Source organism: Cellulomonas sp. SG140 (assembly GCF_025770785.1).
GTDB lineage: Bacteria > Actinomycetota > Actinomycetes > Actinomycetales > Cellulomonadaceae > Cellulomonas.
In genome coordinates, this window is the sequence record NZ_JANZLA010000012.1 from 1 (window position 1) to 22,885 (window position 22,885).

At 73.4% G+C, this 22,885-nt stretch carries 23 protein-coding genes; 12 read left to right on the forward strand and 11 right to left on the reverse strand.

Annotated elements, in window-relative coordinates:
• Positions 1-3,556: multifunctional oxoglutarate decarboxylase/oxoglutarate dehydrogenase thiamine pyrophosphate-binding subunit/dihydrolipoyllysine-residue succinyltransferase subunit (locus N0B34_RS17030; RefSeq protein WP_263732472.1), on the forward strand; the 3,556-nt coding region annotated here is incomplete at its 5' end.
• Between the two features lie 100 nt (positions 3,557-3,656).
• The gene (locus N0B34_RS17035; RefSeq protein WP_263732473.1) at positions 3,657-4,253 is read left to right on the forward strand and encodes a GDSL-type esterase/lipase family protein; all 597 of its coding nucleotides are present in this window, start codon (positions 3,657-3,659) and stop codon (positions 4,251-4,253) included.
• A gap of 3 nt (positions 4,254-4,256) precedes the next feature.
• Here the strand turns inward: N0B34_RS17035 and N0B34_RS17040 are convergent, their stop codons facing one another.
• The 3 genes from N0B34_RS17040 to N0B34_RS17050 form a co-directional block, all read right to left on the reverse strand.
• Positions 4,257-4,868, reverse strand: coding sequence for a PadR family transcriptional regulator (locus N0B34_RS17040; protein WP_263732522.1), 612 nt, complete (start codon positions 4,866-4,868; stop codon positions 4,257-4,259).
• The gene (locus tag N0B34_RS17045) at positions 4,868-5,680 is read right to left on the reverse strand and encodes a DUF4097 family beta strand repeat-containing protein (protein WP_263732474.1); all 813 of its coding nucleotides are present in this window, start codon (positions 5,678-5,680) and stop codon (positions 4,868-4,870) included. Before N0B34_RS17045 ends, N0B34_RS17040 begins: the two co-directional genes overlap by 1 nt.
• Before the next feature lie 164 nt (positions 5,681-5,844).
• Positions 5,845-6,933, reverse strand: coding sequence for a type IV pilus twitching motility protein PilT (locus N0B34_RS17050; protein WP_263732475.1), 1,089 nt, complete (start codon positions 6,931-6,933; stop codon positions 5,845-5,847).
• A 165-nt stretch (positions 6,934-7,098) separates the two neighbouring features.
• On the opposite strand from N0B34_RS17050, the gene N0B34_RS18110 reads away from it, so the two are divergent.
• The gene (locus N0B34_RS18110) at positions 7,099-7,173 is read left to right on the forward strand and encodes a 50S ribosomal protein bL37 (RefSeq protein WP_378103088.1); all 75 of its coding nucleotides are present in this window, start codon (positions 7,099-7,101) and stop codon (positions 7,171-7,173) included.
• Positions 7,174-7,293: 120 nt separating this feature from the next.
• Here the strand turns inward: N0B34_RS18110 and rsrA are convergent, their stop codons facing one another.
• Both rsrA and N0B34_RS17060 read right to left on the reverse strand, forming a co-directional pair.
• A complete protein-coding gene (gene rsrA, locus N0B34_RS17055) occupies positions 7,294-7,599 on the reverse strand; it encodes a mycothiol system anti-sigma-R factor (protein WP_263732476.1) in 306 nt (101 codons plus the stop codon).
• Between the two features lie 2 nt (positions 7,600-7,601).
• Positions 7,602-8,360: a sigma-70 family RNA polymerase sigma factor gene (locus N0B34_RS17060; protein WP_318530000.1), complete on the reverse strand. Its 759-nt coding sequence runs from the start codon at positions 8,358-8,360 to the stop codon at positions 7,602-7,604.
• A 95-nt stretch (positions 8,361-8,455) separates the two neighbouring features.
• Here N0B34_RS17060 and N0B34_RS17065 point away from each other — a divergent pair, with 95 nt between their 5' ends.
• The 4 genes from N0B34_RS17065 (at position 8,456) to hisN (ending at position 12,374) form a co-directional block, all read left to right on the forward strand.
• On the forward strand, positions 8,456-9,049 hold the full coding sequence (locus N0B34_RS17065) for a DoxX family protein (RefSeq protein ID WP_263732477.1): 594 nt from the start codon (positions 8,456-8,458) through the stop codon (positions 9,047-9,049).
• A 54-nt stretch (positions 9,050-9,103) separates the two neighbouring features.
• On the forward strand, positions 9,104-10,405 hold the full coding sequence (aroA, locus tag N0B34_RS17070; RefSeq protein WP_263732478.1) for a 3-phosphoshikimate 1-carboxyvinyltransferase: 1,302 nt from the start codon (positions 9,104-9,106) through the stop codon (positions 10,403-10,405).
• A complete protein-coding gene (rsgA, locus tag N0B34_RS17075; protein ID WP_263732524.1) occupies positions 10,405-11,466 on the forward strand; it encodes a ribosome small subunit-dependent GTPase A in 1,062 nt (353 codons plus the stop codon). The genes aroA and rsgA overlap by 1 nt, the downstream gene beginning before the upstream one ends.
• 104 nt (positions 11,467-11,570) lie before the next feature.
• Positions 11,571-12,374, forward strand: a complete 804-nt coding sequence (gene hisN / locus N0B34_RS17080) for a histidinol-phosphatase (protein WP_263732479.1) — start codon at positions 11,571-11,573, stop codon at positions 12,372-12,374.
• Between the two features lie 34 nt (positions 12,375-12,408).
• Here the strand turns inward: hisN and N0B34_RS17085 are convergent, their stop codons facing one another.
• From N0B34_RS17085 to N0B34_RS17105, 5 genes are all read right to left on the reverse strand, one after another.
• Entirely contained in the window at positions 12,409-13,164 is a 756-nt protein-coding gene (locus N0B34_RS17085) for an HAD family hydrolase (RefSeq protein WP_263732480.1), read from the reverse strand.
• A complete protein-coding gene (gene gltX, locus N0B34_RS17090; protein WP_263732481.1) occupies positions 13,161-14,657 on the reverse strand; it encodes a glutamate--tRNA ligase in 1,497 nt (498 codons plus the stop codon). The genes N0B34_RS17085 and gltX overlap by 4 nt, the downstream gene beginning before the upstream one ends.
• A gap of 76 nt (positions 14,658-14,733) precedes the next feature.
• A complete protein-coding gene (rnhA, locus tag N0B34_RS17095) occupies positions 14,734-15,150 on the reverse strand; it encodes a ribonuclease HI (protein ID WP_263732525.1) in 417 nt (138 codons plus the stop codon).
• 59 nt (positions 15,151-15,209) lie between these two features.
• The gene (locus N0B34_RS17100) at positions 15,210-15,992 is read right to left on the reverse strand and encodes a fumarylacetoacetate hydrolase family protein (protein WP_263732482.1); all 783 of its coding nucleotides are present in this window, start codon (positions 15,990-15,992) and stop codon (positions 15,210-15,212) included.
• Between the two features lie 50 nt (positions 15,993-16,042).
• Complete coding sequence (locus N0B34_RS17105) at positions 16,043-16,864, reverse strand: methyltransferase domain-containing protein (protein WP_263732483.1); 822 nt, start codon at positions 16,862-16,864, stop codon at positions 16,043-16,045.
• Between the two features lie 94 nt (positions 16,865-16,958).
• Between N0B34_RS17105 and N0B34_RS17110 the strand changes: the two genes are divergently transcribed.
• From N0B34_RS17110 to N0B34_RS17130, 5 genes are all read left to right on the forward strand, one after another.
• The gene (locus tag N0B34_RS17110; protein WP_263732484.1) at positions 16,959-19,517 is read left to right on the forward strand and encodes a DEAD/DEAH box helicase; all 2,559 of its coding nucleotides are present in this window, start codon (positions 16,959-16,961) and stop codon (positions 19,515-19,517) included.
• Between the two features lie 22 nt (positions 19,518-19,539).
• Positions 19,540-20,037 carry a Cys-tRNA(Pro) deacylase gene (gene ybaK / locus N0B34_RS17115; RefSeq protein ID WP_263732485.1) on the forward strand — a complete coding sequence of 166 codons (498 nt, stop codon included), beginning with the start codon at positions 19,540-19,542 and terminating at the stop codon, positions 20,035-20,037.
• A 64-nt stretch (positions 20,038-20,101) separates the two neighbouring features.
• The gene (locus tag N0B34_RS17120; RefSeq protein WP_263732486.1) at positions 20,102-20,821 is read left to right on the forward strand and encodes a YggS family pyridoxal phosphate-dependent enzyme; all 720 of its coding nucleotides are present in this window, start codon (positions 20,102-20,104) and stop codon (positions 20,819-20,821) included.
• A 78-nt stretch (positions 20,822-20,899) separates the two neighbouring features.
• A complete protein-coding gene (locus N0B34_RS17125) occupies positions 20,900-21,316 on the forward strand; it encodes a hypothetical protein (RefSeq protein ID WP_263732487.1) in 417 nt (138 codons plus the stop codon).
• On the forward strand, positions 21,309-21,782 hold the full coding sequence (locus N0B34_RS17130) for a MarR family winged helix-turn-helix transcriptional regulator (RefSeq protein WP_263732488.1): 474 nt from the start codon (positions 21,309-21,311) through the stop codon (positions 21,780-21,782). The genes N0B34_RS17125 and N0B34_RS17130 overlap by 8 nt, the downstream gene beginning before the upstream one ends.
• 26 nt (positions 21,783-21,808) lie before the next feature.
• Here N0B34_RS17130 and N0B34_RS17135 read toward each other — a convergent pair whose 3' ends face one another.
• The gene (locus tag N0B34_RS17135; RefSeq protein ID WP_263732489.1) at positions 21,809-22,873 is read right to left on the reverse strand and encodes a biotin/lipoate A/B protein ligase family protein; all 1,065 of its coding nucleotides are present in this window, start codon (positions 22,871-22,873) and stop codon (positions 21,809-21,811) included.
• Positions 22,874-22,885: the final 12 nt, after the last annotated feature.

Sequence of the window (22,885 nt, forward strand, 5' to 3'; positions counted from 1 at the left end):
CGCGGCGGCGCCCGCGACGTCCACCCCGGCCCCCGCCGCACCCCCGCGTCCGTCCGGCGACGGCGCCGGCGGCCCCGCGAAGCTGCTGCCGACCGGTCCCGTACCCGTCGCCCGCGCGCTGCCCGCCACGGCGCCGTACGCGGCCGCCGCGACCCTCGGCCACGAGCACACCGAGCAGGACCAGGCCGCCGACGAGGTCCAGAAGCTCCGTGGGCCCGCGGCGCGCGTGGTGACCAACATGGAGTCCTCGCTCGAGGTCCCCACCGCCACGAGCGTGCGGGCCGTGCCGGCGACGCTGATGGTGGACAACCGCATCGTCATCAACAACCACCTCGCCCGCGGACGCGGCGGCAAGGTGTCGTTCACGCACCTCATCGGCTTCGCGATGGTCGAGGCGCTGACGCAGATGCCGGCGATGAACTCGTCGTACACGCAGCAGGACGGCAAGCCGGCGGTGCTGACGCCGGCTCACGTCAACCTCGGCATCGCCATCGACCTGTCCAAGCCGGACGGGACGCGACAGCTGCTGGTGCCGTCGGTCAAGAAGGCCGACACGCTGGACTTCGCCCAGTTCTGGGCCGCCTACGAGGACGTGGTCCGCCGGGCACGGCAGAACAAGCTCGGCGTGGACGACTTCGCCGGGACCACGGTGTCGCTGACGAACCCCGGCACGATCGGGACGGTGCACTCGGTGCCGCGCCTGATGCAGGGCCAGGGCACCATCGTCGGCGTCGGTGCGATGGACTACCCGGCCGAGTTCGCCGGGACGTCCGTCGAGCGGCTGAACCAGATGGGCATCTCCAAGGTGCTCACCCTCACCTCGACGTACGACCACCGGATCATCCAGGGCGCCCAGTCGGGAGACTTCCTGCGGATCATCGCGGACAAGCTGACCGGTCAGGACGGCTTCTACGACCGCGTCTTCACGTCGCTGCGCGTGCCGTACGAGCCCGTGCGGTGGGTGCGGGACAACACGGTCGACCCGGACGACGAGGCGATCAAGCCCGCGCGGATCGGCGAGCTGATCCACGCCTACCGCTCGCGGGGCCACCTGATGGCCGACACCGACCCGCTGGCCTTCCGGCTGCGCAAGCACCCGGACCTCGACGTGCAGAACCACGGCCTGACGCTCTGGGACCTGGACCGCACCTTCCCCACCGGCGGGTTCACCGGCAAGTCCCGCGCGACCCTGCGGGAGATCCTCGGCCTGCTGCGCGACTCGTACTGCCGCACGGTCGGCATCGAGTACATGCACCTGCAGGACCCGCGGCAGCGGCGGTGGCTGCAGGAGCGGCTGGAGTCCGGCTACGCGCGGACGCCCCGTGAGGACCAGCTGCGCATCCTGCGGCGGCTGAACGCGGCGGAGGCGTTCGAGACCTTCCTGCAGACCAAGTACGTCGGCCAGAAGCGGTTCTCCCTCGAGGGCGGCGAGTCGCTGATCCCGCTGCTGGACGCGATCCTCTCGAAGGCGGCGGACGCGGGCCTCGACGAGGTGGGCATCGGCATGGCGCACCGCGGCCGGCTGAACGTGCTGGCGAACATCGCCGGCAAGTCGTACGGCCAGATCTTCAGCGAGTTCGAGGGCAACCAGGACCCGAAGAGCGTCCAGGGCTCCGGCGACGTGAAGTACCACCTCGGCACCGAGGGCCGGTTCACCGCCGAGTCCGGTGCGACCACGCGGGTGCACCTGGCGGCCAACCCGTCGCACCTGGAGGCCGTCGACCCCGTGCTCGAGGGCATCGTGCGGGCCAAGCAGGACCGCATCGACCTCGGCGGCGACGGCTTCTCCGTGCTGCCGATCCTGGTGCACGGCGACGCGGCCTTCGCCGGTCAGGGCGTCGTCTTCGAGACGCTCAACCTGTCGCAGCTGCGCGGCTACCGCACCGGCGGCACCATCCACGTGGTCATCAACAACCAGGTCGGGTTCACCACCGGCCCGTCGTCGTCCCGCTCGTCGCAGTACGCGACCGACGTGGTCAAGGGGCTGCAGGTGCCGGTGTTCCACGTCAACGGCGACGACCCCGAGGCCGTCGTCCGCGTGGCCGAGCTCGCCTTCGAGTACCGCGAGCAGTTCGACCGCGACGTCGTCGTCGACATGCTGTGCTACCGGCGCCGCGGCCACAACGAGGGCGACGACCCCTCGATGACCCAGCCGCTGATGTACAACCTGATCGAGGCCAAGCGCTCGGTGCGCAAGCTCTACACGGAGACCCTCGTCGGGCGTGGTGACATCACGCTGGAGGAGGCGGAGCACGCGCTGCGCGACTACCAGTCGCAGCTGGAGCGGGTGTTCGCCGAGACGCGCGAGGACGGCTGGACGCCGAGCAAGGCACCGGAGACGGTGGCCGGGCTGGAGCGTCCGGAGGCGCAGCACGAGGACGCCGGCGTGATGGTCGGCTGGCGCACCGCGGTCCCCGCGGAGGTGCTGGAGCGCATCGGCGCCGCGCACGTGCAGGCTCCGGAGGGCTTCACCGTGCACCCCAAGCTGGCGACGCTGCTCACCCGCCGCGAGGCGATGAGCCGCGAGGGCGGCATCGACTGGGCCTTCGGCGAGCTGCTCGCGTTCGGCTCGCTCCTGGTGGAGGGCACGCCGGTGCGGCTCGCCGGCCAGGACAGCCGGCGCGGGACGTTCGCCCAGCGGCACGCGGTGCTGCACGACCGTGAGACGGGCGCCGAGTGGACGCCGCTGAGCTACCTGTCGGCCAACCAGGCGAAGTTCTGGACGTACGACTCGTCGCTGTCGGAGTACGCCGCGCTCGGCTTCGAGTACGGCTACTCGGTGGAGCGTCCCGACGCCCTGGTGGTCTGGGAGGCGCAGTTCGGCGACTTCGTCAACGGCGCGCAGACGATCCTCGACGAGTTCGTCAGCTCCGCCGGGCAGAAGTGGGCGCAGCAGTCGTCCGTCACGCTGCTGCTCCCCCACGGGTACGAGGGCCAGGGGCCGGACCACTCGTCGGCGCGCATCGAGCGGTTCCTGCAGCTCGCCGCCGAGGACAACATGACCATCGCGCAGCCGTCGACGCCGGCGTCCTACTTCCACCTGCTGCGCCGGCAGGCCTACGACCGGCCGCGTCGGCCGCTCGTCGTCTTCACCCCCAAGTCGATGCTGCGGCTGAAGTCGGCGACGTCCGACGTCGCCGACTTCACGTCGGGCACCTTCCGGCCCGTGATCGGCGACGAGCTCGCCGCCGCGCAGGCCGACCAGGTGACCCGCGTGCTCCTCTGCAGCGGCAAGGTGTACTGGGACCTGCTCGCGCACCGGGTGTCCTCCGGCGACCGGCAGACCGCGATCGTCCGGCTCGAGCAGCTGTACCCGTTCGACGCCGAGGCGGCGCGTGACGCGCTGGCGCCGTACGGGGACGCCGAGCTGGTCTGGGTGCAGGACGAGCCGCAGAACCAGGGCGCGTGGTCCTACCTGTCGCTGCACGTGCCTCCGGTGCTGGGCCGCCAGCTCCGCGTCGTGTCGCGTGCCGAGTCGGCCGCCACCGCGACGGGCTCCGCGAAGAAGCACGCGGTGCAGCAGACCGAGCTGATCGCCGCGGCGTTCGCCCGCTGACCGCGCGACCCGGCCGCCGCCTCCCCGGGCTGGCGGCCGGGCGCTGCCAGACTGGCCCCCGTGCGGCGCGCCGGTCGGCGCACGGAAGGCGGTGAGGGGCGTGGCTGACCTGCCGGTCAGGCTGGTGGTGGTCGGGGACGAGCTCGCGGCAGGCGCAGGTGACCCACGGGCGCTCGGGTGGGTGGGACGTGTCGCGGCACGCACCAGCACCCCCGGACCGCTGGCCGTGCTGACCCTGGCGGTGCCGGGCGAGAACACCACGCAGCTCGGCGCCCGGTGGGACCTCGAGGCGTCCCGTCGCTGGGTCCCCGAGGCGGACAACCGGCTGGTGGTCGCGCTGGGACGGGCCGATGCGGACGCCGGGCTCTCGTTGGCACGCAGCCGGCTGAACCTGGCCAACATCCTCGACGTCGCCGAGCAGCGCCGCGTCCCCGCCTTCGTCGTCGGACCGCCGCCCGGCTCGCCCGACCAGGCGCAGCACCTCGCTGAGCTGTCCGCCGCCTACGCCGACGTGGCGGGGCGGCGACGTGTGCCGTACGTCGACACGTACACCCCGCTGGTCGCCCACGACCAGTGGCTGGCCGACCTCGCCGCGGGCGACGGGCAGCTGCCCGGCCAGGCCGGGTACGGGCTGATCGCGTGGCTGGTGCTGCACACCGGCTGGCACACCTGGCTCGGGCTGCCGGACGACGCCTGACGGCTAGCGGGGCAGGGTGCCCCGCACCGCCCGCAGCGCCTGGTCGAGCACCGTGCGGACGGTGTCCACGGTGAGGGGGGCCACCCCCGGTCCCGCGTCGGCCCGCCGCAGGTCCGCGCGGAGCTCGTCGGCGAACCGCCGCACCAGGGCGTCGGCCTCCATCCGGTTGACGTGGGACGCCGTCCGCGCCTCCTCGGCGGGGGCGGGCGGCGCGGGCACCGCGTGGGCACGGGCCTGCTGGGCGGCGGACGCGAGGTCCGCGCGCAGCCCCCGCATCGCGTCCCGCACGTCGTCCCGCAGCTGCACGGCCCGGTCGCGGACCGTCTCGGCGATGCCGGCCTCCAGGTCCGCGAGGTCGTCCCGACGGTCCTCGAGCTCGGCGCGGCCCGCCGGCGTCAGCGCGTAGGTCGTCTTGCGGCCCTCGTCCGCCCGCACGACGAGCCCCTCCTCCTCGAGGCGGGCGAGCCGCGGGTACACCGTGCCCGCGCTGGGTCGGTACGTGCCGCCGAACCGGTCCGATAGCGCCGTGATCAGCTCGTACCCGTGCCGGGGACCGTCCTCGAGCAGCGCGAGCAGGTACAGGCGCAGCTGGCCGTGGGCGAACACCGAGGCCATCATGCGGTGGCCGCGACGCCGCGCAGCACGGTGACGTGCCCGGACACCGTGTTGGCCGTCAGGTAGCAGCTGCCGTCGCCGGAGCTGAGGTCCACCGACTTCTGGCCGGGCGACGTGCCCTTGTACTCCCGCCCGTCCACGACCAGCCGTCCGGACACCGTGTGCGCCGTCGCCCGCAGCCCCTTGTCGAGCGGCAGCCGGACGGTGACGTCGCCCGAGACCGAGCTGACGGTGAACGACGACGCCTCCGCGGCGGTGTCGAGCGTCAGGGCGCCGGACACCGTGGTGCCCTGCACGACGACGAGCTGGCCGGACGCCGCCACGTCGCCGGACACGCTGGTGATCCGCAGGTCGCCGCGGTGGTCGCGCACGGCGATCTCGCCGGACACCGTGTTGGCGCTCAGCCGCCCACGCGTGCCGTCCACGACGACCGACCCGGACACCGTCGAGACCGCGCAGTCCTGCTGCACGCCCGCGAGCAGGCCGTCGGCGCTCACCGTGCCCAGGCGCACCGCGATCTCCCGCGGGACCGCGACGTGCACGTCGGCCCGGTCCCGGCCACGGAAGTTGCGCACGGTCTCCAGGAACCCCTCCCAGCCACCGAGCGTGAACGCGTACCCGACGCGCAGCTCGCCGTCGGACAGCGTCACCTCGAGCGGACGGCCGTCGACCGAGTGCACCTCGAGCCGCACACCTGGCTCGTCGTGCGCGACGACGTCGACCCGCCCCGCCACCAGCCCCACCCGGACGGCGGTGACCTGCTCCAGCTCGATCACGCGCGGCCCGTCGACCACCCAGGACTCCGTGGGCATGACCCCTCCTCAGTTCGCGATATATCTTGTTGGCACTCACGATATATCGCGTCTCACGGCGTGACAAGCGCCACGTCAGGTGCCGACGAGCGAGAGCCCGCACCGGGCCGTCGTGCGGCCGAGTGCGGGCTCCGCGGGGGCTGCGAGGGGCGAGCGCCCCGACGTCAGACGACGACGCCGGCGGCCTTGAGCTCCACCGTGAGGTCGTGCGGGTTCGACGACGCCGCGAGCGCCTCCTCGTAGGTGATGACGTCGTCGCGGACCAGGGAGAACAGGTGCCGGTCGAAGGTCTGCATCTTGTAGAACTCGCCGTCGCGGATCAGGTCGATCAGCGGCGGGTTGTCCAGCGGCTCGACGATCGCCTCGGCCGTGCGGCCGGTGTTGACCATCACCTCGACCGCGGGACGCCGGCCGGTGCCGTCCGCCTTGCGGACGAGCCGCTGCGAGACGATCCCGCGCAGGGACTGGGACAGGGCGATGCGGATCTGCTTCTGCTCGTGCGGCGGGAAGAAGTCGACGATGCGGTTGATCGTCTCCGGTGCGTCGATGGTGTGCAGCGTGGACATCACCAGGTGGCCGGTCTCCGCGGCGGACAGCGCAGCGCGGACGGTCTCCTGGTCGCGCATCTCACCGACCAGGATCACGTCGGGGTCCTGCCGCATCGCCGCGCGCAGCGCCACCGCGAAGTCGGCCGTGTCCTGCCGCACCTCGCGCTGGGAGACGATCGCCTTCTTGTCCGAGTGCAGGATCTCGATCGGGTCCTCGATGGTGATGATGTTGACCTCGCGGTACGAGTTCACCAGGTCGACCATCGACGCCAGGGTCGTCGTCTTGCCGGACCCCGTCGGGCCGGTCACCAGCACCAGGCCGCGCGGCTCGAGCGCGAGCTCGCCCACCACCTCGGGCAGCCCCAGCTCGCTCAGCGACTGGGCCCCCACGGCGACGCGCCGGAAGACGAGCCCGTACGTCCCGCGGGCCTGGTAGGCGTTGACCCGGAACCGCCCCACCCCCGGCAGCGAGTACGCGAAGTCCGCCTCACGGGAGCGCCGGAACACCTCGACGAGGTCGTCCGGCAGCACCTCCTCGAGCATCCGCTCGGTGTCCGCGGGGGTGAGCTCGGGCGCCTGCAGCTTGCGCAGCCGGCCGTCCACGCGGACGCGCGGCGCCGAACCGACCTTGCAGTGCAGGTCGGAACCGCCCGTGCTGGCCAGCGCGTGCAGGAACGGGATGACGGACTGGATCTGCGCGCTCACCCTGCGGTCATCGGCTGACGGGCTCGCCGACTTGAGCCTCCGCCGGCGGCGCGGGCGCCCGACCCTCGCCGCGAACGAGCCGCCTCGTCCGGTGTGGGACCATGGACGACGACGTCGCGCACCGCCGTGCGCCGCAGCCGTACCCCCAGCCGAGGAGAGAACCCGATGAGCAAGCGTGGTCGCAAGCGCAAGTCCCGCGCCGGCAGCGCCGCCAACCACGGCAAGCGCCCCAACGCCTGAGCCGTGATGCACGCGAGGCCCCGACCGTCCGGTCGGGGCCTTCGTCGTCTCCCCCCGCGCTGACCGGCCGCCGGCCGTACACCCCGCGCCCAGCAGCGCGCCGACCGTGCCGCCGACGCGTCAGACCTGCGGCTCGGCCCCGCCGCGCAGCAGAGTCTGGTGGATCCGGACGCGCAGCGTCTCCGGCGCCGACTCCTGGCAGCCGCGACGGACGACCGTCTTGAGCACCACGTCGATCCCGTACTCCTCGAGGCACGGCGTGCACTCGGCGAGGTGCTCGCGCAGCTCGTCGGCCTCGCTGACGTCGAGCTCGTGGTCGACGTACGACCACAGGCGCTCGACGGCCGCCGCGCAGGGGTCGTCCTCGGCGTGCGTGTGCTGACCGAGCTCGGGCCGGGCCTCGTCGTCCGGCTGCAGGTGCGTCATCGTCATGCCTCCGGTGCGGCGGGGCCGCTCGGCACCAGCCCGCGCTCGCGGGCGTAGTCGTGCAGCAGCTCACGCAGCTGTGCCCGGCCACGGTGCAGCCGGGACATCACTGTTCCGATGGGAGTGCCCATGATCTCGGCGATCTCCTTGTACGCGAAGCCCTCGACGTCCGCGTAGTAGACGGCCATCCGGAAGTCCTCGGGCAGGCGCTGCAGGGCGTCCTTCACGTCCGAGTCGGGCAGGTGGTCGAGCGCCTCCGCCTCGGCCGAGCGCAGTCCGGTCGAGGTGTGCGACTCGGCACGGGCCAGCTGCCAGTCCTCGACCTCCTCCGCGTGCGACTGCTGCGGCTCCCGCTGCTTCTTGCGGTAGGAGTTGATGTAGGTGTTGGTGAGGATGCGGTACAGCCACGCCTTGAGGTTGGTCCCGGGGCGGTACTGGTGGAACGCCGCGAACGCCTTCGCGAACGTCTCCTGCACCAGGTCCTCGGCGTCCGCCGGGTTGCGCGTCATCCGCAGGGCAGCGCCGTACAGCTGGTCCAGGTAGACCAGGGCCTCGGCCTCGAACCGCTCGGCGCGCGCGGAGTCGCCCTCGCCCTGGGGCGCCCGCGTGGTGTCGTCGCTCATCGGCGCCGAGCCTAGCCGTCGCACCTGGACGTCCGCCGAGTACGGCGCCCACACCGGCGTCGCGGCGACCGACGGGATGCCGAGCACCTCGCCCGTGGAGCGGTCTGCCGCACGCGGGCGGTCGAGCACACAGGTCATGGTGGCTGCAACACCGGCGCCCGGCGGGGTCATTCCCCCGGCGCTAGCGTGGACGCACGCACCGGCGTCGGTGCCCGGTCCCGAGGAGGTCTGCCGTGCTGCTGCGCCGCGTCGCCCGTCCGATGTTCGCCTCGTGGTTCCTGGTCGAGGGGCTCGACGCCGTGCGGCACCCCTCCTCCCACGCGGCTGCGGCGCGCGAGGGCGTCACGGCGCTGCGGGCACGCCTGGCGCGATACGCGCACCTGAGCGGTGCCGAGCGCGTGCTGGACGACCGGTACGGCGTCGACGTGCAGGCCGTGCTCGACCAGGCGCTCGGGCGTGAGCTGAGCGACCGACAGCTGACCACCGCGGTGCGGCTGCACGGGGCCGCGATGCTGGTCGCGGGCGGGATGCTGGCGACCGGGCGGGCGCCGCGGACCTCTGCGCTGGCGCTCGCCGCCCTCGCGGCACCGGTCGCACTGGTCAACGCCCCGGCGGGCCGCGGCGTCACGGTGGCGAGCCTCGACCAGCCGAGCGCGCGCGCCGTGCGGCGACGCCGGTTCTGGTCCGCGGTGTCGGCCACCGGTGGTGCGCTGCTGGCGGCGGCCGACCACGAGGGCCGCCCGGGGCTGGCGTGGCGCTGGCAGAACGCGTGGGAGACCCGCGCGGCCGTCAAGGACGCGGTGCGTGAGGCGACGGCCGACGACTGACGGGTGGCGCGGACCGGCCGCTGACGTGGACGGCCCCGCCGGTACCCTGCAGCCATGACCGACGCCCCCCGGCCAGCGCCCTGGCCAGCACCGTCCGCCGTCGGTCCGCTCGATGCGGTGGTCGAGGTCCCGGGCTCCAAGTCGCTGTCCAACCGGTACCTGGTCCTCGCGGCGCTCGCCTCCGGGCCGAGCCGCCTGCACGGCGTGCTGCAGTCGCGCGACACCCGCCTGATGGCCGCGGCCCTCGGCGCCCTGGGCAGCCGGGTGGTCGAGGAGGACGGCGACTGGCTGGTGGACCCCGGGCCCGTGCGGGGCGGCGTGACGGTGGACTGCGGGCTGGCCGGCACGGTGATGCGGTTCCTGCCGCCCGTGGCCGCGCTGGCCGACGGGACGGTGCACTTCGACGGTGACGCGCAGGCCCGCGTCCGGCCGATGGGCCCCGTGCTGGACGCCCTGCGGGCGCTCGGCGTGCACGTCGAGCAGCACGGCGAGCCCGGACGGCTCCCGTTCACGGTGCGGGGGCACGGCGCGGTGGACGGCGGTCAGGTGGACGTCGACGCCAGCGGCTCGAGCCAGTTCGTCTCCGGGCTGCTGCTGGCCGGCGCACGCTACCGGGACGGGCTGACGGTGCGGCACACCGGACCGACGCTGCCGTCGCTGCCGCACATCGAGATGACGGTCGAGGTGCTGCGGGCCGCCGGCGTGCGGGTCGACGACTCCCGTCCGGCGATCTGGCAGGTGCTGCCGGGAGCGATCGAGGGACGGGACGTCCGGGTCGAGCCGGACCTGTCGAACGCCGCACCGTTCCTGGCCGCCGCGCTGGTGGCCGGCGGGACGGTGTCCGTGCCCGGCTGGCCGGCGACCACCACGCAGCCCGGGGCCCTGCTGCCGGACATCCTGACGAGCATGGGCGGCACCGCGAGGCTCGTGGGCGACGTGCTGACGGTCGGCGGCACGGGTGCCGTGCACGGCGTCGACCTCGACCTGCGTGCGGCGTCCGAGCTCGCCACGACGGTGGCCGCGCTGGCGGTCCTCGCCGACTCCCCCACCCGGCTGCGCGGGATCGGGCACATGCGCGGTCACGAGACGGACCGGCTGGCGGCACTGGCCGCCGAGATCACGGGCCTCGGCGGCCGGGCCGAGCAGACGTCGGACGGGCTTGTCATCACCCCGCGCCCGCTGACCGGCGGGGCCTGGCACAGCTACGCCGACCACCGGATGGCGACCGCGGGCGCGCTGATCGGGCTGGCGGTCCCGGGCGTCGAGGTGGACGACGTGGCGACCACCGCCAAGACGATCCCCGACTTCGTCGGGATGTGGACGTCGATGCTGGCCGGGAACGGGACGCCTGCCTGATGGCGGTGCGGCGGTACGACGAGTCGGACGTCCGGGTGCGCCCCGGCCGCGGCTCTCGCCCGCGGACGAAGCAGCGGCCCGAGCACGCCGACGCGCGGGTCGGCATGGTCACCGGCGTGGACCGCGGCCGGTACGCGGTGCTGGTCGACCCGGGCGGCCCTGACGAGCAGCCCGTCGTGGCGATGAAGGCGCGCGAGCTCGGCCGCGAGCGCGTGGTGCCGGGCGACCTGGTCGACGTCGTCGGCGACACGTCCGGCGACGCGGGCACGCTGGCCCGGATCGTGCGCATCGGGGAGCGCCGGACGGTGCTGCGCCGGACGGCCGACGACACCGACCCCGTCGAGCGGGTCATCGTGGCGAACGCGGACCAGCTGGTGGTCGTCACGGCGCTCGCGGACCCCGAACCGCGCCCGCGCATGATCGACCGGTGCGTCGTGGCGGCCTACGACGCCGGCATGTCCGCCGTGCTGATGCTGACGAAGGCCGACCTCGCCGACCCTGCGCCCCTCAGCGCGATGTACACGCCCGTGGGCGTCCGGGTGCTGGTGACCGGCATGGACGGCGACCGGCTGGTGTCCGGCCTCGACGACGTGCGCGCGGCGCTGTCCGGCAAGGTGTCGGTGCTCGTCGGCCACTCGGGCGTGGGCAAGTCCACCCTGGTGAACGCCCTGGTGCCCGGGGCGTACCGGGCGACGGGCGCGGTGAACGACACCACGGGGCGCGGCCGGCACACGTCCTCCTCGGCGATCGCGCTCCGGGTCCCGGGCGACGGGCCGGTCACGTGGGTGGTGGACACGCCCGGGGTGCGCTCGTTCGGCCTCGCCCACGTCGAACCGGCCCACCTGCTCGCAGCGTTCGCCGACCTCGCCGAGGTCGCGCAGGCGTGCCCGCGCGGCTGCACGCACGCCGCCGACGCCCCGGACTGCGCGCTGGACGACTGGGTCTCGGCGGCGCCCGACGATGCCGCTCGAGCCACCCGCACGGCACGGCTCGACTCCTTCCGGCGGCTGCTCGCCGCGCGCACGGGCACCGCCGACCCGGACGACCGCACCGAACGCTGACCGGCCGACACGCCTGGCCGGACCGGCAGCCCGGAGCCCCCGCCCGGCGCGCTAGCGTGACGGCGACGCGGCCGACCGGCGCCGCCGACCGGAGGGACTCCACGATGGGCTCGCGCCCCGGGTACGACGACGACCTGCGACTGGCCCACGTGATCGCCGACCAGGTGGACGCGCTGACCATGGAGCGGTTCCGCGCCCAGGACCTGCACGTCGAGACGAAGCCCGACCTGACGCCGGTCACGGACGCGGACCGCTCGGCGGAGGAGCTGATCCGCTCCCAGCTGTCCCGCACGCGCCCGCGGGACGCCGTGCACGGTGAGGAGCTGGCGGACACCGGGCACGGACCGCGGCGCTGGGTGGTCGACCCGATCGACGGGACCAAGAACTTCGTGCGCGGCGTGCCGGTGTGGGCCACCCTGCTCGCTCTCATGGAGGGCGACGAGGTCGTCGTGGGCGTCGTCAGCGCCCCTGCCCTGAACCGGCGCTGGTGGGCGGCCGCCGGTTCGGGCGCCTGGACGGGCCGCTCGCTGGCCGCCGCCCGACAGATCCACGTATCCGCCGTCGACCGGCTGTCGGACGCCTCGCTGTCCTACTCCAGCCTCTCCGGGTGGGAGCAGCAGGGCCGGTTGCCCGCCTTCCTCGACCTCACCCGCACGGTGTGGCGCACCCGGGCTTACGGCGACTTCTGGTCGCACGTGCTGGTCGCGGAGGGGGCGGTCGACGTGTCCGCCGAGCCGGAGCTCAAGCTGCACGACATGGCGGCGCTGGTGCCCGTGGTGACCGAGGCCGGCGGCCGGTTCACCTCGGTGCGCGGCGTCCCCGGTCCGCTCGGCGGTTCGGCGCTGGTGACCAACGGGCGCCTGCACGACGAGGTCCTCGAGCTGCTCGACCCGCTGCCCGGTCGCTGAACCGCGTCCCTGGCCGCGGACAGCGGCAGCTCGGTCAGAGCCCGAGGGCGTCGGGAAGCTCGGCGAGGCTGTGGATCACCAGCACGTCGGCCTCTGCGACCTCGCTCTCGGGCACCGGCACGCGCCGTCCGCCGGGCCGGTCCACCCAGACGCCCCGCAGCCCGGCCTCGGAAGCGGCCACCGCATCGACGTCGAGCTCGTCGCCGACGTACGCCGTACGCGCGGGCTCGGTCCCCAGCAGGCGGCACGCCTCGAGGAAGACCGACGGGTCCGGCTTCCCGACACCGAGCGTGTCGATGCCGACGAGCATCGGCACGCGGTCGAGGAAGCCCGTGCGCGCCAGCTTGTCGGTCTGGTACGCGACGTGGGCGTTGGACAGGGCGCCGACGCGCAGCCCGGCCGCGAGCAGCCGGTCGATCACCTCCGACGCCTCCGGGTGCGCGGCCCAGGCCGCGGTGAAGCCGCCCTCGAACACCTGGTCCCAGGCCTCGAACGCGGCGTCGTCCAGCTCCGGGCCGCCGAACAGCGCGTGCAGCTCGTTCGCCCGGGCCATCCGCTGCTCACGGTGGCCGGTCTCACCGCGGGTGTACGCCCGGTAGTGGCCGCTCGCGTCGGCCCGCCAGGTCGCCAGCACCTCGGGCAGCCGCTCGAGCGGCAGGTCCGGCAGGTAGCGGTGGGCGATCACCTCGAACGCGGCGCGGAAGGCACCGCGCGTGTCCACCAGGGTGTCGTCGATGTCGAACAGCACGCCGTCCAGCCGTGCGCCCGCGCGCGGCACCGCAGCCGTCACAGCGCCGCCCGCAGCGCCGCCAGACGTGCCAGCGTCGCGTCGCGGCCGAGGATCTCCATCGACTCGAACAGCGGTGGCGACACCCGCCGACCCGTCAGTGCCACGCGCAGCGGCGTGTACGCCAGCCGGGGCTTGAGCCCCAGCCCGTCGATCAGCGCCGCCTGCAGCGCGTCCTGCGTGGCCGCCGTCGTGAACCCGTCCGCCGCGAGCTGCTGCAGCGCGTCGGTCGCCGCGTCCAGGATCGTCGCCGCGTCGTCCTTGAGCCCGCCGCGAGCGTCGTCCTCCACCACCACCGCGTCGTCCGCGACGAAGAGGAATCCGAGCATGCCCACGGCCTCGCCGAGCAGCGTCATGCGGGTCTGCACCAGCGGCGCCGCGGCGGTCAGCACGCCCTGCTGGTCCGCGGGCAGCTCGGCGAAGGTCGCCGCAGCCACCAGCCCGGCGGCGTGCAGGTACGGGACCAGCCGGTCGCGGAAGTCGTCGGCCTCCAGCAGGCGCACGTGCGCGGCGTTGATCGCCTCGGCCTTCTTCAGGTCGAACCGGGCAGGGTTCGGGTTGACGTTCGCGATGTCGAAGGCCTCGACCATCTCCTGCACGCTGAACACGTCGTGGTCCGGCGAGATGGACCAGCCGAGCAGCGCCAGGTAGTTGAGCAGCCCCTCCGGGGTGAACCCGCGCTCGCGGTGCAGGAAGAGGTTCGACTCGGGGTCACGCTTCGACAGCTTCCGGTTGCCCTCGCCCATCACGTACGGCAGGTGGCCGAACTGCGGCATGACCGTGGCGATGCCGAGCTCGAGCAGCGCGCGGTAGAGGACCACCTGGCGCGGGGTCGACGAGAGCAGGTCCTCCCCGCGCAGCACGTGCGTGATGCCCATCAGGGCGTCGTCCACCGGGTTGACCAGCGGGTACAGCGGGAAGCCGTTGGCCCGGACGATCACGTAGTCCGGCACCGAGCCGGCGCGGAACGTCACCTCGCCCCGGATCAGGTCGTCGAACGTCACGTCCTCGTCCGGCATGCGCAGCCGCAGCACCGGCTCGCGGCCCTCGGCGCGGTAGGCGGCCTTCTGCTCCTCCGACAGGTCGCGGTCGAACCCGTCGTACCCGAGCTTGGGGTCCCGCCCCGCCGCCCGGTGCCGCGCCTCGATCTCCTCCGGCGTGGAGAACGACTCGTACGCGTACCCGCCCTCGAGCAGCCGCCGGGCGACGTCCGCGTAGACGTCCATCCGCTGCGACTGCCGGTACGGCTCGTACGGGCCCCCGACCTCGACGCCCTCGTCCCAGTCCAGCCCCAGCCAGCGCAGCGCCTCGAGCAGCTGCTGGTAGCTCTCCTCGGAGTCGCGAGCGGGGTCCGTGTCCTCGATGCGGAAGACGAACGTGCCGCCGACGTGCCGCGCGTAGGCCCAGTTGAACAGCGCCGTGCGGATCAGGCCCACGTGCGGGGTTCCGGTCGGTGACGGGCAGAAACGGACGCGGATCGGGCTCGTGGGGGTCACCGGACAAGCCTATCGAGGCGTCGGCGGCCGCCCTGACGCGCCGGAACGGCCCCGAGACGACGCCGTCGGACAGCGGTCAGGCCGCCGGGACGCCCTTGTTCGCCAGCTGGTCGGCCCGCTCGTTGCCGGGGTCGCCGCGGTGCCCGTGCACCCACGTCCAGCTGACCTGGTGCCGCGCCAGCTCGGCGTCCAGCTCCTGCCACAGGTCCTGGTTCTTCACCGGCTGCTTGGCGCCGGTCTTCCAGCCGTTGCGCTTCCAGCCGGCGATCCACCTGGTCACGCCGTTCATCACGTACTGGGAGTCGACGTGCAGCGTCACCGTGCAGGGGCGGGTCAGCACGCGCAGCCCCTCGATCACCGCGGTCAGCTCCATGCGGTTGTTGGTGGTCAGCGCCTCACCGCCGAACAGCTCGCGCTCGTGGTCGCCGTACCGCATCAACACGCCCCAGCCACCGCGTCCCGGGTTGCCCTTGCAGGCACCGTCGGTCCACATCTCGACGGTGGTCGGCGCGGCCGCCGCGCCGGCGGGCGGCTCGGCGACGGTCCGCTCGCTCACCGGCGCAGCACCGGGTTGCGCAGCACGCCGATCTCCTCGACCTCCGCCTCGACCACGTCACGGTGGTTCAGCGGGCCGACGCCCGCCGGGGTACCGGTGAGGATCACGTCGCCGGGCAGCAGCGTGAACACCTCGGAGATGTAGCTGACCAGGTAGGCGACGTCGAACACCATCGCCGACGTACGCCCGGACTGGCGCGTCTCTCCGTTGACCCGGGCGGTCACGGCGAGGTCGTCCACGTCGAGCCCCGGCACGATCCACGGTCCCAGCGGGCACGAGGAGTCGAAGCCCTTGGCCCGCGCCCACTGCGAGTCGGTGCGCTGGACGTCGCGCGCGGTCACGTCGTTGGCGACCGTGAAGCCGAAGACCTTCTCCAGCGCGCGCTCGGGGCTGACGTCCTTGGTGACCTTGCCGATCACCACGGCCAGCTCCGCCTCGTGCTCCACCTGGTGGGACCAGTCGGGCAGCACGATCGGGTCGTCCGGCCCGATCACAGCCGTGTTCGGCTTGAGGAACAGCAGCGGCGCGGTCGGCACCTCCACGCCGTGCTCGGCGGCGTGCTCGGCGTAGTTGCGCCCGACGCCGACGATCTTGGACCGCGGGATCACCGGTGCGAGCAGCCGCACCCCCTCGTCGGCGAGCGGGATCCGCTCACCGGTCGCCTGGACGGGCGTGAAGATCGGGTCGCCGGCGATGACGACGAGCTCCTCGTCACCGGGAGCTCCTTCGACGAGGGCGAAGCGGGGATCCCCGCCGGTGGTGAACCTGGCGATGCGCACGGGCCAACCCTAACCAGCCGACGAGCCCGGGCCGACGGCGCCGGCGCCGCTCAGGCCCGCGCGAGCACCTCGCCGTGCAGCACGGCGAACCAGCCGTCCTCCTGCTCGCCCCAGTCCCGCCACGCGTCGGCCAGCAGCTCGAGACCGACCTCGTCGGCGAGCCCGTGCTGCACCGCCTGAGCGGCGAAGTTCGACGTCACGCACCGCTCCGCCCACAGGCCGGCCCACCAGCGCCGGTCGTGCGGCGTCGCGTACGACCAGACGCCGGCGCCGGGCTCGATGCCGTCCGGGTCGAAGCCCGCCTCGCGCACCCACGCCAGCAGGTGCCGCCCGGCGTCCGCCTCGGCGCCCAGCGCCGTGGTGACCTCGTGGTAGAGCGCCTGCCACTCGTCGAGCCCGGCCGACGGCGGGAACCACGTCATGCCCGCGTAGTCCGAGTCGCGCACGGCGACCAGACCGCCTGGCCGGGCCACCCGCCGCATCTCACGCAGCGCCGCCACGGGATCGGTGAGGTGCTGCAGCAGCTGGTGGGCGTGCACCACGTCGAACGAACCGTCCTCGAACGGCAGCTCGTACGCGTCGGCGCTGCGGAACTCGACGTTGGTGGTGCCGCGCTCGCGCGCCGCCTCGCGGGCGATGTCCACCACGGCGGCCGAGGAGTCGACGCCGACCACCGCGCCCGGCGCCAGCCGGTCGGCGAGGTCGAGCGTGATGGTGCCCGGTCCGCACCCGACGTCGAGCAGGCTCATGCCCGGCTCGAGCGACGGCAGGAGGTAGCCCGCGGAGTTCTCGGCGGTGCGCCAGCGGTGCGACCGCAGGACGCTCTCCTGGTGGCCGTGGACGTAGACGTCCGGGTGCGTGGAGGTGGACACACGCCATCGTAGGCGTCGGCGGCTCCCTCGTTTCAAGAGACGGAACAGTACGTACCACCATCTGGGATCCGGCCTGCCGTGGGAGACTGGTCGGGTGACCGTCGCAGCACCGGGTCAGCGCCTCGTCGACCGGGTGCCCGCGGATCCCCAGGACCCCGATGCCCTGTACGAGGCGTTCAGCGGGTGGGCCGCCGACCAGGGTCTCGCGCTGTACCCGCACCAGGAGGAGGCACTGCTCGCCCTGGTCAGCGGCGAGCACGTGATCGTCTCCACCCCCACGGGGTCCGGCAAGTCGCTGATCGCCGCCGCGGCACACTTCGTCGCCTTCGCCGCCGGCCGCCGCTCCGTCTACACCGCACCGCTCAAGGCCCTGGTCAGCGAGAAGTTCTTCGCGCTGGTGCACATGTTCGGCTCCGCCAACGTCGGCATGATGACCGGCGACTCGGCGGTGAACCCCACAGCGCCGATCCTGTGCTGCACCGCCGAGATCCTGGCCAACCTCGCGCTGCGTGACGGGCCGGACGCCGACGTCGCCCAGGTGGTGATGGACGAGTTCCACTTCTACGCCGACCCGCAGCGCGGCTGGGCGTGGCAGGTGCCGCTGCTCGAGCTGACCAAGGCCCAGCACGTGCTGATGTCCGCCACCCTCGGGGACGTCTCGTTCTTCGCCGAGGACCTGACCCGCCGCACCGGCCGATCGGTCGCCGTGGTGACCAGCGTCGAGCGCCCGGTGCCCCTCACCTACTCCTACGCCGTCGAGCCGTTGCACGAGCTGCTGGACGAGCTGGTGCACACCCACCGCGCCCCGGTCTACGTCGTGCACTTCACCCAGAAGGAGGCCGTCGAACGCGCGCAGGCGCTGCTGTCCACCCCCCTCGCCTCGCGCGAGCAGCGGGATCGCATCGCCGACGAGCTGGGCGGCTTCCGGTTCGGGCCGGGCTTCGGCCGCACCCTGTCCCGGCTGCTGCGGCACGGGGTCGGCGTGCACCACGCCGGCATGCTGCCCAAGTACCGACGGGTGGTGGAGCGGCTGACCCAGCAGGGGCTGCTGCCGGTGGTGTGCGGCACCGACACCCTCGGTGTGGGCATCAACGTGCCGATCCGCACGGTGGTGCTGACGTCGCTGGTGAAGTTCGACGGTGTGCGCATGCGGCACCTGTCGGCGCGTGAGTTCCACCAGATCGCGGGCCGGGCCGGCCGCGCGGGGTTCGACACCGTCGGCGAGGTCGTCGTCATGGCTCCCGAGCACGTGATCGAGAACCGCAAGGCGCTCGCCAAGGCCGGCGACGACCCGCGCAAGGTGCGCAAGATCGTCCGCAAGCAGGCGCCGCCCGGCCACGTGAACTGGACGGACAAGACGTTCGAACGGCTGCGGGACGCGCCGCCCGAGCCGCTGACCTCGTCGTTCGCGGTGACGCACGCCATGGTGCTCAACGTGCTGAGCCGCCCCGGCGACCCCGTGGCGGCGATGACCCACCTGCTGCGCGACAACCACGAGCCGGCCGGCGCCCGCGGCCGGCACGTGCGCCGCGCCGTCGAGGTCTACCGGTCGCTGCGGGCCGCGGGCGTGCTGCAGCGCGAGTGGGTGGAGGATCCGAGCGCCCCGAAGGGTCGCCGCCGCACGGTGCGGCTCACCCACGACCTGCCCCACGGGTTCGCCCTCAACCAGGCGCTGTCCCCCTTCGCCTACGCCGCGCTCGACCTGCTGGATCGCGACGACCCCGGCTACGCCCACGACGTCGTCTCGGTGATCGAGTCCACGCTCGACGACCCTCGTCAGGTGCTCGCCGCCCAGGAGAACAAGGCGCGCGGCGAGGCCGTGGCCGCGATGAAGGCGGACGGGCTGGAGTACGACGAGCGCATGGCGCTGCTCGAGGACGTGACGTACCCACGACCCCTCGCCGACCTGCTGGCCGTCGCCTTCGCCACCTATCGCCAGACCAACCCCTGGGTCGCCGACCTGTCCCCCGCCCCGAAGTCGGTGGTCCGCGACCTGCACGAGCGCGCGATGACGTTCGCGGAGTACGTGTCGTTCTACAAGCTCGACCGCACAGAGGGCGTGCTGCTGCGCTACCTCGCCGACGCGTACCGGGCCCTGCGCCAGACCGTCCCCGAGGAGCGCCGCACCGAGGAGCTCGAGGAGATCGTCGAGTGGCTCGGCGACCTGGTGCGCCGCACCGACTCCAGCCTGCTGGACGAGTGGGAGCGGCTGGCGCACCCGGACGAGGCCGACGAGCCGGCACCGACGACGACCGACGAGGCGCCCCCGCCGATCACCGGCAACCCGCGGGTGTTCCGCGCCCTGGTGCGCGGAGCCCTGTTCCGCCGGGTCGAGCTGGCGTCCCGCCACGACGTCAGCGGTCTCGCGGCCCTGGGCGACGTGGACGGCGAGGGCCGGTCGTGGGACGCCGACCGGTGGCACGAGGCCCTCGACCCCTACTGGGACGAGCACGAGGAGATGCTGACCGGGGCCGCCGCCCGTGGCCCGGAGCTGTTCCAGGTCACCCCCGGCTCCACCACCTGGCGCGTGCGGCAGCTGCTGGACGACCCCGAGGGCGACCACGACTGGCGGATCGACGCCGTGGTGGACCTCGCCGCGAGCGACGAGGCCGGCGAGGTGCGCCTGGTGGTCGAGGCCGTCGGCGTCCTGTGACGTCCCTCTACCCTGGCTGACCGTGGCGCGTGCGAAGACCGGTGGGACCGGCACACCGGCCCTGGTGCTGCTCACCGAGACGGGGACCCCGCACAGCGTGCACACCTACGAGCACGACCCGCGCACCGACCTCGGCTACGGCCTCGAGGCGGCGACCGTGCTCGGCCTGGACCCGGGGCAGGTGTTCAAGACGCTGATGGCCGAGGTCGACGGCACCCTGACCGTCGCCGTCGTCCCGGTCACCGGGATGCTCGACCTCAAGGCGCTCGCGCACGCCGTCGGCGGCAAGCGCGCCGCCATGGCGGACCGCACGGACGCCGAGCGCGCCACGGGCTACGTCGCGGGCGGGATCTCACCGCTCGGTCAGAAGACGGCTCACCCGACCGTGGTGGACGAGACGGTGTGGCTCTACGACGCCGTATACGTGTCCGGCGGGCGGCGCGGGCTGGACGTCGGGCTGGCTCCGGACGACCTGGTGCGGCTGACCGGCGCCGTCGTGGCCGCGATCGCGGCACCCTGACCACGCCTCGGCTCGCGTGGGCGGTGCCGCCCCCGCGGCCGGGCGCGCAGTAGCGTTCCCCGACGTGGCGGACGAGCTGAGCGTGCGGCTGGCAGCGGTTCATGCCCGCATCGACCGGGCGGAGGCCGCCTCGGGTCGGCCACCGGGGGACGTCACCCTGCTGCTCGCGACCAAGACGCAGCCGGCGGCCACCGTCCGCGCCGCCGTGCTCGCCCACCGCGCGTCGGGCGTCACGCGGACGCTGCTCCTCGGCGAGAACCGGGTGCAGGAGCTGGTGGCCAAGGCCGAGGAGCTGGCGGACCTCGAGGTCCCGTACCACCTGATCGGCCCCCTGCAGACGAACAAGGTCAACGCCGCACTGCGGTACGCGGACTCGGTCGACTCCGTCGAGTCGCTGGACCTCGCGCAGCGCCTGTCCGCCCGGTGCGTCGACCGGGAGGCACCTCTCGAGGTGATGGTCCAGGTCAACGTCTCGGGCGAACCGACGAAGCACGGTGTCGATCCCTCCGGCGCGGTGGACCTGGCCGTCGCCGTGGCGGCGCTGCCGGGACTGCGGCTCACGGGCCTGCAGACGGTGGGGGCGAACTCCGCGGACGAGGCGCGGGTCCAGGGCGGCTACGCCGTTCTCGCGCGCCTGCGGGACGAGGTGGTGACCTCCGGGGCCGCGGGCACCGCGGACGCCCGCGCGCTGTCGATGGGGATGAGCGGCGATCTCGAGGCCGCGATCGCCGAGGGCGCCACCGTGGTGCGGATCGGCACCGCCGTGTTCGGCGCCCGCGGCTGACGCCGCCGGGTGTTGACACCAGCGGCCGCCGTCACGGATAGTGGGCGCACAGATCATCTGCGCACCTACGGAGAAACCATGTGGACTCATGAGCACACCGCCGAGACCGACGTCCCCGTCGACCGGCTCTGGCAGACGTTCGTCGCCATCCACTCCGGACGGCTCGTGCTGCCGGGCGGTGACGTCTTCCGGCCCGACCGCGAGCTGGCGGTCGGCACGCGGATCGCCGTCACACCAGCCGGACAGGACACGATGACGTCGGTCGTCACCGAGCTGGAGCCCGGCGCGACCTACGCCGACGAGACCCGCTTCGAGGACCTCGTGCTCACGTTCCGACACTCGTTCGAGCAGCTCGCCGACGGCACCCGGATCACCCACCGGCTGACGATCAGCGGCCCGGGTGCCGACGAGGCCGGGCCGGAGCTCGGCCCGCAGATCAGCGCCGACTTCCCCGAGCAGCTCGACGCCCTGGTCGACGCCGCCCGCCGTGGCTGACACCGCCGGCAGCCGTTTCGCCGACCCGGCGGCCGACAGCCCCGGGTTCCTGCTCTGGCAGGTGACGATGGCCTGGCAGCGGGAGATCGCCGAGGCGCTGCGGCCCCTGGACCTGACCCACGTGCAGTTCGTCCTGCTGGCGTGCACGTGGTGGCTCGGCAGGTCCGACACCCCACCGAGCCAGCTGGACGTCGGCCGGCAGGCCGGCACCGACCCGAAGATGACGTCGGAGGTGCTGCGCAGGCTGGAAGCCAAGGGACTCGTGGTGCGGACCGTCGACGCATCCGACACCCGCGTGCGGCGCATCGAGGTGACCGCCGCCGGTGCCGAGCTCGCGCGCAGCGCGGTGCGTGTCGTCGAGGGCGCCGACGCCCGGTTCTTCGGGTCGCACTCCCGCGAGGTGCTGAGCTCGCTCCGGAGCCTCGGAGGGCGGGCGCGCTCGCCGCGGTCGCAGGGGAACGGCTGACCGACCGACGTCCGGCTGCCGCCGGGTCACGGCAGGCGGGCGGTCCAGAGGGGGTTCTCGAACTTCTCGTGCTGCAGCTGCGCGGCGCGTGCGAGCTCCGTCGGGCGCAACCCGCCCTCGACGGTCGGGTACCGGGTCCGGAAGTGCTCGGTGAACGCCTCGATGACCGCCTCGCGCGGCAGGCGCGTCTGCGAACGGACGGGGTCGACGCGCTTGACGGCGCTGACCGTGCCCTTGTCGGACAGCTTCTCGCGGCCGATGCGGAGCACCTGGTTCATCTTGTCGGCGTCGATGTCGTACGCCATCGTCACGTGGTGCAGCACCGCTCCGCCCACCATGCGCTTCTGCGCGGACCCGGCGATCTTCCCGGCCGGTGAGGAGATGTCGTTGAGCCCGGACAAGCCGGCCTCGACGCCGACGTCCGCGAGCGCACCCAGCACCCACTGGTTGAGGAACGCGTACGACTCCTCGAACGACAGGCCGTCCACCAGCGACTCGGGCACCACCAGCGAGAACGTGATGCAGTTGCCCGCCTCCATGAACATCGCGCCGCCGCCGCTGATCCGCCGGATCACCTGCACGCCGTAGCGCTGCGCCGCCTCGGCGTCCACCTCGTTGCGCACGGACTGGAACGAGCCGATGATCACAGCCGGCGTCTGCCACTCCCAGAACCGCAGGGTCGGACCCCGCCGTCCGGCGGCCAGCTCCTCGGTCAGCACCTGGTCGAGCGCGGTGTGCATCGCCGGCGGCAGCGGGCCCGGGTCCAGCAGCTCGAACGTGTGCTCCTGCCACGTCGTCGACAGGCCGAGCGCCCGGCGCACGGCGACGGCGACGTCCCGGGCGGTGAAGCCGATCATCGCCGGTGCAGCGGGCAGCCGTGCGTCGTCCAGCGCCTCGGTCATCGCATGCGTCAGCCGGGTCACGCTGCTGTCCGCGGGCATCGCCTCGAGCGCGTCGCGCAGCACGTCCAGCACCTCGTCGGGCTCGACGAAGAAGTCGCCGCTCAGCTCGACGCCCGTCAGGCGGCCGTCGACCACGTCCAGGTCGACGACGACGAGCTTGCCCCCGGGAACCTTGTACGCACCGTGCACCCCGCCACTCTA